The sequence below is a fragment of the Mycobacterium sp. genome (genome assembly GCF_046330795.1).
Lineage (GTDB): Bacteria > Actinomycetota > Actinomycetes > Mycobacteriales > Mycobacteriaceae > Mycobacterium.
In genome coordinates this window covers 849065-863126 of sequence record NZ_JAXLSA010000002.1, presented here as the reverse complement: position 1 = coordinate 863126, position 14062 = coordinate 849065, and the positions used below count along the sequence as shown (strand labels likewise).

The window sequence follows — 14062 nt, the reverse complement described above, 5'->3', positions numbered from 1 at the left end:
ATCTGTTCTGCGCTGGGTGCGGTAGTTACTCGAACTTCGTCGCAGCGACCGCAGAACAGATGACCCGGGGACGATCCCGAGGGGGCTACGCGCTCTTGTCCCTGCGCTCGGACCGCGAGGGCTTGCGCGGCACGATCGTCGGCAGCACATTGTCCTGCACGGTCTCCTTGGTGACGACCACCTTGGCGACGTCGTCGCGGCTGGGGATGTCGTACATCACCGGCAGCAGGACTTCCTCCATGATGGCGCGCAGCCCGCGGGCCCCGGTGCCGCGATGGATGGCCTGGTCGGCGATGGCCTCGAGCGCGTCGTCGGTGAACTCCAGTTCCACGCCGTCCATCTCGAACAGCCGGGTGTACTGCTTCACCAGAGCGTTCTTCGGCGTGGACAGGATCTGCACCAGCGATTCCTTGTCCAGGTTGGTCACCGACGCCACGACCGGCAAGCGGCCGATGAACTCCGGGATCAGCCCGAACTTGATCAGGTCCTCCGGCATGACCTCCGCGAAGTGATCAGCGGTGTCGATGTCGGCCTTCGAGTGCACCTCGGCGCCGAAGCCCAGACCGCGCTTGCCGATCCGGTCGGAGACGATCTTCTCCAGCCCCGCGAACGCACCCGCAACGATGAACAGCACGTTGGTGGTGTCGATCTGGATGAACTCCTGGTGCGGATGCTTGCGGCCACCCTGCGGCGGCACCGAGGCCTGCGTGCCCTCCAGGATCTTCAGCAGCGCCTGCTGCACACCCTCACCGGAGACGTCGCGGGTGATCGACGGGTTCTCGCTCTTGCGGGCGATCTTGTCGACCTCGTCGATGTAGATGATGCCCGTCTCGGCGCGCTTGACGTCGTAGTCGGCGGCCTGGATCAGCTTGAGCAGAATGTTCTCGACGTCCTCGCCGACGTAGCCGGCCTCGGTCAGAGCCGTGGCGTCCGCGATGGCGAACGGGACGTTGAGCATCTTGGCCAGCGTCTGGGCCAGGTAGGTCTTGCCGCAGCCGGTGGGGCCCAGCATCAGGATGTTGGACTTGGCCAGCTCCACGGGCTCCGCGGAGCGCGATTCGCGGCCCTTCTCGCCGGCCTGGATGCGCTTGTAGTGGTTGTAGACGGCGACGGCCAGCGTGCGCTTGGCGGTGTCCTGGCCGATGACGTAGCTCTCCAGGAACTCGCGGATCTCGGCCGGCTTGGGCAGCTCGTCGAGCTTGACGTCGTCGGCGTCAGCGAGCTCCTCTTCGATGATTTCGTTGCACAGGTCGATGCACTCGTCGCAGATGTACACGCCGGGGCCGGCGATGAGCTTCTTGACCTGCTTCTGACTCTTGCCACAGAACGAGCATTTCAGCAGGTCACCGCCGTCTCCGATACGCGCCATGGTGGTGAGGTCCCTACTTCCCTGTGCCGGTGCGCCGACCGGTCTTCTGGTGTGCCTGGTTGATATTCGAAGTTGCTCTTCTCGACGCTACCTGCTTATTGCGCGAACGGGCGAGCGATAAGGGGAATAGCGTCCGTGGTATTCGGCTGTCGCCAAAACATAGCCCCTGAGCCCCTCAACGGCTTGCACGACGCGCAGCTGTGGCCCGAGTGTGTCGTCGGCGTTATTCGGATATCGCAGGACGTCGACGCCACGGGCCGACATACGGACGGCAGGTCCGGGCAGAGCGTCGGAACACCTGAGATCAACGAGCGTCAGACCCGCTGGGCGGACAGCTTCCGGTACTCGAGGACCGTGTCGATGATGCCGTAGTCCTTGGCTTCCTCGGCCGTCAGGATCTTGTCGCGGTCGGTGTCCTTGCGGATGATCGCGGCGTCCTTGCCGGTGTGGCGGGCCAGGGTGCTGTCCATCAGCGTGCGCATGCGCTCGATCTCGGCGGCCTGGATCTCCAGATCGGAGACCTGGCCCTGGATCGCACCGCCGACGGCCGGCTGGTGGATCAGCACGCGCGCGTTGGGCAGCGCCATCCGCTTGCCGGGCGTACCCGCGGCCAGCAGTACCGCCGCGGCCGATGCGGCCTGCCCGAGGCACACGGTCTGGATGTCGGCGCGGACGTACTGCATGGTGTCGTAGATCGCCATCAGCGACGTGAACGAACCGCCCGGCGAGTTGATGTACATGGTGATGTCGCGGTCGGGATCCAGCGACTCGAGCACCAGCAGCTGCGCCATGATGTCGTTGGCCGAGGCGTCGTCCACCTGCACGCCGAGGAAGATGATGCGCTCCTCGAACAGCTTGTTGTACGGGTTGGACTCCTTGACACCGAAGCTGGAGTGCTCGATGAACGACGGCAGGATGTAGCGCGCTTGCGGATTCATGCTCATGAGGCACTCCCGTTGAGGTGGGCACGGGTGATGATGTGGTCGACGAAGCCGTACTCGAGAGCCTCCGGCGCGGTGAACCACCGGTCCCGGTCGGCGTCCGCCTCGATGCGCTCCAAGGTCTGACCGGTGAACTCGGCGTTGAGCCGGTTCATCTCCTTCTTGGTCAGGGCGTACTGCTCGGCCTGGATGGCGATGTCGGCCGCGCTGCCGCCGATGCCGGCCGACGGCTGATGCATCATGATCCGCGCGTGCGGCAGGGCGAACCGCTTGCCCTTGGTGCCGGCGGCGAGCAGGAACTCACCCATCGACGCGGCCATCCCCATCGCGTAGGTCGCGACATCGCACGGCGCGAGCACCATGGTGTCGTAGATGGCCATGCCGGCGCTGACCGAGCCGCCCGGCGAGTTGATGTAGAGGTTGATGTCCTTGGTGGGATCCTCGGCGGCCAGCAGGAGGATCTGGGCGCACAGCCGATTGGCGATGTCGTCGTCCACCTGGGTGCCCAGGAAGATGATCCGCTCGGCCAGCAACCGCTCGTAGACCGAGTCGGTGAGGTTCAGGCCCATGGACCCGGAACGCATTTCAGCCACGACGGGGTACCTGCTTTCTCGTGTGTGTTGCCACCGACACTAACCAACGCTCAGCGAGGCGCACGCGCTAGACATGCGCTTTCGCTCACAGCTCACTCGTCGTCGGCTGCGTCACCCTCGGCGGAGGCGTCTTCGGCGTCGGCGGACTCCGCCACCTCGGTGTCGAGCTCGATGTCGGAGACCAGCTCATCGGCATCGCTCGGCGACCCGAAGAACTCGGTGGTGTCGATCGCGGTGCCGTCGGTGTCCGTGACCGTGGCGGCCTCGACGACGGCGGCCACGGCCAGGCCGCGACGCACGTCGGCGAACATCGCCGGCAGCTGATTGTTCTGCTGCAGCAGCTGGATCAGCTGCTGGGGCTCGATGCCGTACTGCCGCGACATCAGCATCAGCCGGTCGCTGATGTCGTTCTGGCCCACCTCGATGGCCAGGTCATCGGCCACGGCGTCCATCAGCAGCTGGGTCTTGACGGCCTTCTCGGCGTTGGTGCGGGCATCAGCGTCGAACTCCTCGCGCGAGCTGCCCTGCTCCTTCAGCACTTCGGCGAAGCGGTCCTCGTTGTGGTCCAGCCCGTGAATGGCCTGATGCACGGTCTCGTCCACCTGCGCCTGCACGATCTTCTCCGGCAGCGGAACCTCGGTCTGCTCGAGCAGCGTCTCGATGGCGGCGTCGCGGATCTGCTCGGCCTGCTGAATGCTCTTGTAGCGCTTGACCTGTTCGGTCAGGTTCTCCTTGAGCTCGTCGATGGTGTCGAACTCGCTGGCCAGCTGGGCGAACTCGTCGTCGGCCTCGGGCAGCTCACGCACCTTGACCGAACCGACCGTCACGGTGACCTCGGCGTCCTGGCCCGCGTGCGGACCGGCGACCAGCTTGGTGGTGAAGGTCTTGGTCTCCCCGGAGCCCATGCCGGTCAGCGCGTCATCCAGGCCGTCGATGAGCTGGCCGGAGCCGACCTCGTGCGACAGGCCCTCGGTCTTGGCCTCGGGCACGTCGTTGCCGTCGACGGTGGCCGACAGATCGATGGACACGAAGTCGCCGCTCTCGACCGGACGCTCGACGCCGGTGAGCGTCCCGAACCGGGCGCGCAGCGTCTCGAGCTCCTTGGCGACGTCCTCGTCCTCGACCACGACGGGGTCGACGCTGATCTTCAGCGAGCTCAGGTCCGGCAGCGTGATCTCGGGGCGGACGTCGACCTCGGCGGTGAACACCAGCTCCTGACCGTCCTCGATCTTGGTGATGTCGATGTCGGGCTGGCCCAGCGGCTTGACGTCGGTCTCGCTGACGGCCTGGCTGTAGCGGCCGGGCAGCGCGTCGTTGACGACCTGCTCCAGCACGGCACCGCGGCCGACCCGGGCCTCGAGCAGCTTGCGCGGCGCCTTGCCGGGCCGGAAGCCGGGGAGCCGGATCTGCTTGGCCAGCTGCTTGAACGCACGGTCGAAGTCGGGTTCGAGCTCCTCGAAGGGAACCTCGACATTGAGGCGCACCCGGGTGGGGCTCAGCTGCTCGACGGTGCTCTTCACTGCGGTACTCCTATGTATGTGTTACTCGGCATGTTTGGGGGTGGTGTCGCTCAGTCGGGGTGACAGGATTTGAACCTGCGGCCTTCCGCTCCCAAAGCGGATGCGCTACCAAGCTGCGCTACACCCCGAATGCCTACGAGCTAGGGAATGTTCCGAAGCCCCCGGCATCCTACGGCCCGCAGGCAGGCTCGAGCCAAGTCAGTCAGCGGACACACGGTCGATCTGAGTTGGATTTGCTCTCGGCCGGGCCGTACAGTTCTGGCTCGAAGCAGTGCATGCGGGCGTAGCTCAATGGTAGAGCCCTAGTCTTCCAAACTAGCTACGCGGGTTCGATTCCCGTCGCCCGCTCCGAATGACCGCTGGTAGCGGCGATCAGGCGTTTTGCGGTCACCTCACAGGTCATCCCGGCGGCGGATCGACGGGTGTCATCGAGATCGGCACCGTGTGGGTGCCCGGCCCCTCGCCGGGGCATCCGGCACCGTCGATCGTCAGGGTGCGCATCCCGGCGAAGCTGCCGTCCGGATTCGGGATCCAGTAATCGGAGCGGTACGCGGTAACCATGCTGCCCGGGTCGTTGCGATCACAGAAGTAGGGATACTCACCGCTGGTCTCCCAGCGGTCGTTGGTCCATCGGTATTCGTAGGCCGCCGGGGCACCCGGGTTGCGCGCGTGGTCGCCGCTGTTGTCCATGTGCATGACACAGCCGTGCACGTCGCACTGCGTGGAGAATTCGACGGGGAACGTCATCGACGTCATCGGGGTCGGCGTGCCGTTGAAGGTCTGCTGCGCGAAGTCGATGGTCACGTCGTAGTACCCGTACACCGGTGGCGGTTCGGCCCGATCGGCGTGCGCGACGGGCGACGCGATACTCGCGGCCACGGCGACCAGCGCCGCGAATCTCATCATCGTGCCTGATTAACACATCGGGACGGCGGCCGGCAGCAATTGACCTCGAATCCCCTCCACCTGCACGGAGCGGTACTACCGTGTGACGCAGGCGGGGAATCCTGGCCGGCCGGGAGCGTGAACCATGGCACCACTACGAAGGTTGATCACCGCGATGGTTCTCGCCGCGGCCACATTGGCCACCGCGGGTTTCAGCCCCCCAGCTGCGCCGGTTCGGGCGCCGTTCGTCGAACAAGGCCCGATCCCGTGCTGGGACGGCACCTCCGTCGAACTGGGCCAGTTCTGTCCGCTCCCGAAATTCCAGTGCGCCGACGGCAGCTCCGTCCCCCTCGGCCAGTTCTGTTCCCGCGCACCCGCGGTGGCAACACCTCTGCCGCAACCGACGCCGACGCCCCTACCGGCCCCGTTACCGACACCAACGGCAATGCCATTGCCGACACCGCAGCCACTTCCGTTGCCCACCCCCGCGGCACTTCCGCAGCCGACGCCGCAACCACTTCCGCTACCCACACCGACAGCTCTGCCGCTGCCGACGCCCTCGCCCTAGCGGGGGGTTCAGACCGCGATGGTCGATGCCGTCGCCGCGGCCGTGATCCCCACCGAATCGAATGCCGCCGCCATGGCCGCCTGCTGCGCGGCGGTGAAGCCCAACGCATTCGCCGCGTTGAGCACCGCGGCCCGTCCGTCGACGAATTTCGCCGACGCGCTCAGGCGGTAGATCGTGCGGTAGAACAGTTCTGACCACTGCGCCGAGGTGACCGCGCTGGTTGCCGGATCGGTCATCATCTTGTAGGCGGCGTAGCTGAAGATGGTGCTGTTGACGTGCTCGCCGCCGTCGTCGCCGGTGCCCGTGTAGCGGTTGGCGTAGTTGGTGCGGTACGCGCCGTAGGCCGTCGTCACCGCGGACGGGTTGGACAGGTTGCGCACCACGCCGCCCGGGAATGTCGAATCCTCGCCGAGCAGCCAGCGGCCGGAATCGGTCTTGCCCTCGGCCAAGTTGCCGAGGATGTCGGCCAGGGCCTCGTTGAGGGAGCCGGACTCCCCCGTGCTCAGGGCCGAGCCGCCCAGGATGGAGCTGACGACCGCGTGGGTGTACTCGTGGCCGAGCACATCCTCGGCGTTCCCGAGGGTTCCGCCGTTGCCGATGACGAACTGCTTGATGCTGGGGTCCCAGTACGCGTTGTTGTACACGGGGGTGAAGAGCAGCGCGGTGGGGTTGTAGTTGATGCTGACCTTCACGGCGGCGCCCTTCCCGTCGAACGACGTCAGGCCCAGCGTGTTCTTGTAGAAGTCGTAGACGGCCTCGGTGTTGGCGAACGCCGAGATCGCCGAGGTGTCCCACCCGCTCGAGCCCTTCTGGACCACCGAACCGGGCAGCGACGGCCCGCCGAAACCGAACCATGAGTATGTGGTCTGGTACGTCGTGATGTTGCGGACGTCGTCGATGAGCGAGTAGCTGTTGAAGAAGAAAAAGAAGGTCGTCGTCCGGTAAGTGATGGTGCGCTGCTTGCCGAGCGCGTCGGCCACCGTGTCGGTGGTTGCCACGGCCTCCAGGTTGGCCACCTGCACGATGACCTGACCCGCCTTGGATCCGTTGGCGTACAGGTACACCGTGGCTCCGGAGTCGACGCCCGTATCCGACTCGGCCCCAAGGGGTTTCGTCACGATCACCTTCACCCGCCAGGCCAGGGTGGGTGCGACGTCGGAGTCCAGCGCATAGACCACCAGGTCGTCCTGGAACGTCGATCCGGCGATGAACCCGGCCAGCGTCTGCGGGTCGGGGGCCGCGGCGGCGGTCTCGGTCAGATACGCCGCGCTCGCGTACAGCCGCGCCTCGGCCTCCTCGTCGACCACGGCGTCGGCGGTCAGGTCAACCCCGTCGGGCAGGGTGACGTAATGGCTGAAAAGTCCTGTGACAGCACCGTTCTCACCGACCACCAGGATGACGTCCCCACCCAGGACGGCCAGGCCGTCCACACTCTCGGAGAGCCGGTAGAAGGTTTCGGCGGCCGCCGTGGCGGTGGCCGCCGCGGCCTGGGTGACGATGGCGTCCTGGGTGGCAAAATCCGTTGGAGCACCGAGCATTCGGGCTGCCGCATTCAGCACGGCGGCGGCATCGGCGGCATTGAAGACCAACGCGTTGGTGAACGTTCCGTCGATGTTGGTGACGGTGCCGCCAGCGCTGGTGCCGACGGACAGGTCGCTGCGGGCCTGCAGATCGGTGAGGTTCAGCGCGGCCGGGCCGGTTCCCTGGGTGGCGGCGACGCCGGCGGGGCTGACCGACACCGTGATGGTCTTGGTGACCGGACCCGCCAGGCCGAGCAGGCCGAGCAACCCGTGGACGTGCGCCGGGTTCCCGGCGTTGTCGTCGACGGAGATGGTGAACGTGTCGGTGCCGCCGCCGGCCGCGACCGCGGCGTTGGGGGTATAGGTGAAGTTGCCCTGCGCGTCGACGGTCAGGGTGCCGCGCTTGGGCCCGGACACCACGTTGTAGGTCAGCGTGGCGTCGTCGTAGTCGGTGGCGTTCAGGCCGCCGGCGATGGTCCCGCCCAGGCCCTGCCCGCTCAGGGTGGGCGCGGCGGTGGGGCGCTGATTGTTGAAGTAGTACTGGAGTTCCCGCACACCGAGCCACAGCGACTGGATCATCGCCGACACGGGCGTCTCCGGAATCGGGAGGTCGGTGGCCAGCGGCGCCAGGCCGATCCAGGTCAGGACATCGGTGACCATGCTCTTGACGGTCACGCGCGGCGCGGCGGGGGCCGCGCTCAGGGTTGCCACCGACGTGGCCGAAGCCTCGGGGCTGCGGACGGCAACGGTTTCCGCCACTTCCGGTGCGACCGCCGAGGTCGTCGCGGCCACCGAAACGGTGCGCGTGCCGGCAGCCGGTTGCGTCGTGTCCGCGTCCGCCGACGCCGTTTCCGTGGGCCGCGCGGTGGCAGCCGACGGGGTGGCCGCGGGCGTGTGCCCGGTGTGCTGAACCGCTTCGCTATCCTGCCCGGCGCCGTCCGGAGCGACCTGCTCGGAATCCGCGGCCGTGGGTTCCGTGGACGCCTCGGACTTGTCCTCGGTCGTCGGCTCGGCGGTCGCCGTGGGGTCTGCGGCGGCCGACCCGAGTTCGTCGGCGTCGTCCGCATCGTCGGCAGCCCCGGGCGTGGCGGTCGCGGCCGCCGACGGCTGGCCGGTTTCCGGGTCGGTGCTCTTTCCGGTGTCCGCGGTCTGGGCGGCGCCGGCGCCGGTGGCCGAAGATGAAGCGGTTCCGGCGGATTCGGCACCGCTGCTGGAACTCCCCGCGGTGTCGGCCGGATCGGACGGCGTCGCGGCGGCGGTTCCCTGACCGAGTGCGATGACGGCAGCGACGCCGGCAGTGGCGACACCGATGCGCATGAGCGGCGCCGACGGCGCGCAAAGATCGCGAAGTGCCAAGCGCACCCCCTGGGGCTTGTGCGTGGCGTCGCGAGTGCGTGTTTGCACGGTGACGTCGGCCGCGGTTTGACCGTGCGTCAATTTAGCAGACCGGTTTGCCGAAAAGGGCCGACTTGGTTCCTGTGGGTACGCTGGGCGCCATGAATACCGGCCTGTTGATCTTGATCCTGTTGGTCGTGGTTGGTCTCGGGTTCGTCATGTTCAGCTCCTCGCGCGCCACGGGCCGTCGCAACGAGTCCTCGTTGGCCGACGCGAAGGCCGACGCCCGCCGAGTGATCGAGCGGCTCGGTGGGCAGGTCCTCAACATTTCCGGTACCGACGACGCCTCCAAGCAGGCGATGGCCGACGCGTCGGAGCGCTACACCGCGGCGTCCGCCCAGATCGAGCAGGCCACCACCGCCAAGCAGGCGCTGCTGGCCAAGGAAAGCGCTCTCGAGGGCCTCTATTACGTCCGCGCCGCGCGTACCGCGATGGGGATGGATCCCGGGCCGGAACTCGAAGGCCTGCATGGCCAGAAGTCGGCCGGGTCGGTGACCGAGGATCGCCGCGTGAATTTCGAGGGCCGCGAGATCGAGGCCTCGCCGGTGCCGTCGCAGCGCACCCCGAACTACTACCCCGGCGGTCGGGTCGCCGGCCGGCCGGTGCCCGCCGGCTGGTACTCCGAGCCGTGGTGGAAGCCGGCGTTGGTGGCCGGCGCCTGGGGCCTGGGCTCGGTGATGCTCTTCGATGCGATGTTCTCCGGCATGCACGGAGTCGGCTATGACTCGAACGCCTTCGAGAGCGGTTACGGTTCCGGATTCGACCAGGGCTATGACGCGGGCCTCGACGCGGGACAGGGCGACTTCGACGCCGGCGCCGATGGCGGTGGGTTCGACGGCGGCGGCTGGGATTCCGGCGGTGGCGCCGATGGCGGCGGATGGTTCGGCGACTCGGGCGGCGGCGATTTCGGCGGCGGGGACTTCGGGGGCTTCGACTTCTGACCCTCGGGTTCGGCGAAAGTCAGAAGCGGCTCTCCAGCCGCGCGGACACGCCGGCCTCCTGCAGATCCAGGCGTTCGAGCATGGCCCGAACCGCCTCCTCGTCGATGTCGCCGGCGTCGCGCCGGACGATCAGCGCGCCGCGCTGCGCGGACAGCACCTCGCGGTAGAGCGCGGAGAACACCTCGGCGCGCAGCGTGTGCGCCTCGGGGTCGGGCATCTCGTCGGCATCCTGGGCATGCCGCGAGATGACGCTGACCATCTCACCGACCACTCGGGGCGACAGGCCGGCCGGCGGGTTCGCCTCGAACTCGGCGAGCACCGTCCCCGCGGCGTCGCGCACCAGCCGCTCGGCCTTCTCGGTCTCCCGATGGCCGTATGCCAGCTCGTCGTCGGCGGACAGGTCCAGCCGGCGGATCAGCAACGGCAATGTCCACCCCTGCAGCAGCAGCGTGCCGACGCTGACCACGAACGCGATGGCCTGGATGGTCGCCCGCTCCGGGAACGGTTCCCCGGCAGCGGTGACGGTCGGGATCGCCGCGGCGGCGGCCAGCGTGACCACGCCGCGCATCCCGGTCCACGACACGACGACGTTCTCGGCCCAGCTCAGCGCCCGGTTGTCGATCCGGGACCGCCACTTGCCCGGCGGCCGGGACCGTTTGCGGGTCCCCAACGCCCCGCGGCCGCCACCATCCGGGATGGGCACGCTCAGCCGCCGGTCCACCTGCCGGGACAGCACGCCGCGACCGAACATCGCGAACACCGACAGTGGCCGGATGACGAGCACGATCGCCAGTACCACGGCGGAGGCCACCGCGACCTCGGTCAGGGACTCGTGCGCTTCGCGCAGATCCTCGAGCACGAACCGCAGATGCAGACCGATGTAGGCGAAGACGAACGCCTCGAGCAGCACGTCCACGGAATTCCACACGTAGCGCTCCTGCAAGCGCGTCTGATAGCCGGCGTCCAGGGTTCCCGCGCCGACGACGAATCCGGCCACGACGACGGCCAGCACCCCGGAGGCGTGCAGGTGCTCCGCGGCGATGAACGCGGCGAACGGCACCAGCAGGCCCTGCACGGTCTCGAGGCCGGGGTTGGCCAGCCGTCGCCGGATCCACAACGTGAGGTAGCCGAGCGTCGCACCGACCACCGGACCGATCAATGCGGAGTAACCGAACAGCAGGACCGGGTTCTCGATGAAGGTGTGGCTACCGGCGACGTGCGCAACGGCGATGGAGAACAACGTCAGCGCGGCGGCGTCGTTGATGAGGCTCTCGCCCGTCAGGATCGCCATCACGCGTTTGGGCAGGCCGAGTTTGCGCCCGACCGCCACCGCGGTGACCGCGTCGGGCGGGGCGACGATCGCACCGAGCACCAGGGCGGTCGCGAACGCCAGCGGCACGACCACCAGCCATGCCGAGATCGCGGCGACGGTGAATGCGGTGACGACGACGAGTCCCACCCCCAGGCCGAGGATGGGTTTGATGTTGCGCAGGAAGGTCGGGAACGAGAAGGCCAGCGCCGCGGAGTACAGCAGCGGCGGCAGCACCACCGTCAGCAGGATCCCCGAATCCAGTTCGGGTGCCTCGAAACCGGGCAGGAACGATGCGGCGATGCCGATCACCACAATGATCAACGCCGGCTCGAGCCCGCGGCGGTGTGCGATGGCGGTGACGACGATGGCGCCGACGACGACCAGGATCAGTTCCACGCCGAAGTTTCCCCCACCACGCCCGAACGTTCAAACGGGCGGAAAAGTCCGAGAAGAATCCGCAATTTCGTCGGGTTCGGCGAGCGGTGCAGTTCCGCGAGCAAGAGGCCCGGCGACAACTGAATCGTCGGGTTCGGCGAGCGGTGCAGTTCCGCGAGCAAGAGGCCCGGCGACAACTGAATCGTCGGGTTCGGCGATCAGCACTGACAGGTCGGGCACCAGAACAGGTTGCGGCCCTCGAGCACGACCGTGCGTACGTCGCTGCCACAGACCCGGCACGGTTCGCCGGCGCGACGATAGACGTAGGTCCGCGGGCGACCGGGTCCGTACGACGGCGCGCCGTGGTCGTCCTCGGGCCGCATCACGATGATCTTCCCGCGCCGCACGCCCACCTTCATCAGCGCCACCAGGTCGGTCCACATCGCGTCGAACTCGGCGGCAGTGATGGTGGTGCCGGGCCGGAACGGGTCGATGCGATTCCGGTACAGCAGTTCACTGCGGTACACGTTACCGACCCCGGCGAGCACCGACTGGTCCATCAGTAGCACACCGATTGCCTTGCGGGACTTGGTGATTCGCCGCCAGGCCCGGGCCGGGTCCGCGTCGGCGCGCAGCGGGTCGGGACCCAGTCCGGCGACCACGTCAGCGACCTGGGCCTCGTCGATCACCTCACACCGCGTCGGCCCGCGCAGGTCGGTGCCGTACTCGGCGCCGACCATGCGCATCCGGACCTGCCCCACCGGATCGGGGATGTCGGAGGTGTCGAACTCACTGAAGGTGCCGTACAGCCCGAGATGGATGTGCACCACATGCTCCCCGCCGCCGGGACGTGAGTAGTGGTGGAACAGGTGCTTGCCGTAGGCCTCGGCGGTGCGCAGGACATGGCCGTCGACCAGCGCGGCCCCGTCGGTGAACCTGCCCTGCGGGCTGCCGACGCGTACCGGTGCCCGGCCGTAGCGGCGTTGATGCAGCCGGGCCAGCCGGTGCAGCGTGTGGCCCTCGGGCACCGGGGACTATTCGGGGTCGCCGGGGACCGCGGGCGGAACGTGTGTCTTCTCGTAGTCCGCCAGGATGTCGATGCGACGCTGGTGGCGCGGCGCCTCCGACCATGCCGTGCTCAGGAAGGCGTCGACGATCGCCAGTGCCTCCTCGGTGGAGTGCATGCGCCCGCCGATGCCGATCAGCTGGGCGTTGTTGTGCTCGCGGGCCAGTTTCGCGGTCTCGACGCTCCAGGCCAGCGCGCACCGCGCGCCCGGCACCTTGTTGGCCGCGATCTGCTCACCATTGCCCGAACCGCCGAGGACGATGCCCAGGCTGCCCGGGTCAGCGACGGTCCGGACGGCCGCGGCGATGCAGAACGCCGGGTAGTCGTCCTCGGCGTCGTAATCGAAGGCGCCGCAGTCGACGGGCTCGTGCCCGGTGGCCGTCAGGTGTTCGATAATGGCCTGCTTGAGTTCGTATCCGGCATGGTCGCCGCCGAGGTAGACGCGCATGGCTGGTAACCCTACTGCGCGGTGCACCACCACCGCCGAGGGTGCACATGACTTCGCCGGAACGCGCGGCGTGGCGGACCGGCATCGGGCGGTGCGCATCGCCTACGGAGCCACGCAGCGCCGCGGCACCGCTGGAGGATCAGCTCGCGGGGATGACGGCGCTCCTATCCGACCGTGATGGCGTCGAGGCGTTCCTTGATGAAGGCGCTCGAGGTCACCGGCTCCAGGCCCGATACCTTGCCCAGCGGCGGTTCCAGCGGTGTGACCACCGCGTCGTGGTTGGCCTCATAGAAGTAGATCAGCGACACCAGATCCTCTTCCGGCGCCTCCGGCTGCGGCGGCAGCACCCGGTGCCGGCCCGACGGCCAGCGCCGTCCGCTCCAGTACTCGAGCAGGTCACCGATATTGACCGTCAACGAGCCGGGTTCCCACGGTGCGTCCTCCCAGCCCGCCTGTTCGGAATACACCTGCAGGCCACCGGCACCGGGCTCGCGGTCCAGGACCGTCACGGTGCCGAAGTCGGTGTGCGGGCCGATGCGGAACTGCCCGGGCTCGGGTTCGCCGACGACGCTGACGGGCGGGTAGTGGTTGATGTTCATGGTCCAGGTAGGCCGGCTGGCCATCGCGGCGAATGGGTTCTCCGGCAGATCCAGCGCGCGGGCGAACAGTGCCAGCAGGTCGTCGGACACCCGGCGCATCGCCGCGGTGTACTCGTTGACCAGTGCCTCGAGTTCGGGCACCTCGGTGGGCCAGACGTTGGGCGCGAACCAGATTCGGTCCACATCGGGATCACCGGTGGCGGTTTCCGCACCCAGGCTGTAGCTCTCCTTGAGATCCGGCGGGGTCTCGGTGCCCTCGGCGTAGGCGTTGGCCTCGGCACCCGGCCCGATCCAGCCGTGCCCACCCACCGGTACCGAGTACCGCCCCTTGACGTCGTCGGGCAGCGCGAAGAACTTCCGGCTGGCGCCCCGCACCCGGGCCGGCAGGTCGGGGTCCACGCCGTGGCCGGTGACCACGATGAACCCGGCCCGCTGCAGGCCCTCGTCGACCTCCACGGCCAGTGCATCGGCCTCGGCCCCGCCGGATCGCCAGCGCGAAATATCCACTGTGGCAATGGCACTCATCAGCA

The 14062-nt window shown here is 68.0% G+C and carries 11 protein-coding genes and 2 tRNA genes; 2 read left to right on the top strand and 11 right to left on the bottom strand.

Annotated elements, in window-relative coordinates; all coding sequences use genetic code 11:
• Window positions 1-85: 85 nt before the first annotated feature.
• From clpX to U0R18_RS11260, 5 genes are all read right to left on the bottom strand, one after another.
• Complete coding sequence (gene clpX / locus U0R18_RS11280) at window positions 86-1369, bottom strand: ATP-dependent Clp protease ATP-binding subunit ClpX (protein ID WP_526368236.1); 1284 nt, start codon at window positions 1367-1369, stop codon at window positions 86-88.
• A gap of 314 nt (window positions 1370-1683) precedes the next feature.
• Entirely contained in the window at window positions 1684-2313 is a 630-nt protein-coding gene (gene clpP2, locus U0R18_RS11275) for an ATP-dependent CLP protease proteolytic subunit ClpP2 (RefSeq protein WP_526368235.1), read from the bottom strand.
• Window positions 2310-2903, bottom strand: coding sequence for a ClpP family protease (locus U0R18_RS11270; protein WP_526368234.1), 594 nt, complete (start codon window positions 2901-2903; stop codon window positions 2310-2312). Before U0R18_RS11270 ends, clpP2 begins: the two co-directional genes overlap by 4 nt.
• A gap of 92 nt (window positions 2904-2995) precedes the next feature.
• Window positions 2996-4423 carry a trigger factor gene (gene tig / locus U0R18_RS11265; RefSeq protein ID WP_526368233.1) on the bottom strand — a complete coding sequence of 476 codons (1428 nt, stop codon included), beginning with the start codon at window positions 4421-4423 and terminating at the stop codon, window positions 2996-2998.
• 54 nt (window positions 4424-4477) lie between these two features.
• Window positions 4478-4551, bottom strand: a tRNA-Pro gene (locus U0R18_RS11260).
• A gap of 149 nt (window positions 4552-4700) precedes the next feature.
• On the opposite strand from U0R18_RS11260, the gene U0R18_RS11255 reads away from it, so the two are divergent.
• Window positions 4701-4771 (top strand) — tRNA-Gly (locus U0R18_RS11255).
• Between the two features lie 51 nt (window positions 4772-4822).
• Here U0R18_RS11255 and U0R18_RS11250 read toward each other — a convergent pair.
• Both U0R18_RS11250 and U0R18_RS11245 read right to left on the bottom strand, forming a co-directional pair.
• On the bottom strand, window positions 4823-5329 hold the full coding sequence (locus U0R18_RS11250; protein ID WP_526368232.1) for an MBOE_33420 family protein: 507 nt from the start codon (window positions 5327-5329) through the stop codon (window positions 4823-4825).
• A gap of 555 nt (window positions 5330-5884) precedes the next feature.
• On the bottom strand, window positions 5885-8713 hold the full coding sequence (locus tag U0R18_RS11245; protein ID WP_526368231.1) for a M4 family metallopeptidase: 2829 nt from the start codon (window positions 8711-8713) through the stop codon (window positions 5885-5887).
• Window positions 8714-8892: 179 nt separating this feature from the next.
• Between U0R18_RS11245 and U0R18_RS11240 the strand changes: the two genes are divergently transcribed.
• A complete protein-coding gene (locus U0R18_RS11240; protein ID WP_526368230.1) occupies window positions 8893-9732 on the top strand; it encodes a DUF1542 domain-containing protein in 840 nt (279 codons plus the stop codon).
• Between the two features lie 19 nt (window positions 9733-9751).
• Here the strand turns inward: U0R18_RS11240 and U0R18_RS11235 are convergent, their stop codons facing one another.
• The 4 genes from U0R18_RS11235 to U0R18_RS11220 form a co-directional block, all read right to left on the bottom strand.
• Window positions 9752-11440 (bottom strand): cation:proton antiporter, encoded by a 1689-nt coding sequence (locus U0R18_RS11235; RefSeq protein WP_526368229.1) that lies wholly within the window; start codon window positions 11438-11440, stop codon window positions 9752-9754.
• A gap of 197 nt (window positions 11441-11637) precedes the next feature.
• The gene (locus tag U0R18_RS11230; protein ID WP_526368228.1) at window positions 11638-12447 is read right to left on the bottom strand and encodes an Fpg/Nei family DNA glycosylase; all 810 of its coding nucleotides are present in this window, start codon (window positions 12445-12447) and stop codon (window positions 11638-11640) included.
• Between the two features lie 6 nt (window positions 12448-12453).
• Complete coding sequence (locus U0R18_RS11225; RefSeq protein ID WP_526368227.1) at window positions 12454-12933, bottom strand: ribose-5-phosphate isomerase; 480 nt, start codon at window positions 12931-12933, stop codon at window positions 12454-12456.
• A gap of 164 nt (window positions 12934-13097) precedes the next feature.
• Window positions 13098-14057: an isopenicillin N synthase family dioxygenase gene (locus U0R18_RS11220; RefSeq protein ID WP_526368226.1), complete on the bottom strand. Its 960-nt coding sequence runs from the start codon at window positions 14055-14057 to the stop codon at window positions 13098-13100.
• Between the last annotated feature and the right edge of the window lie 5 nt (window positions 14058-14062).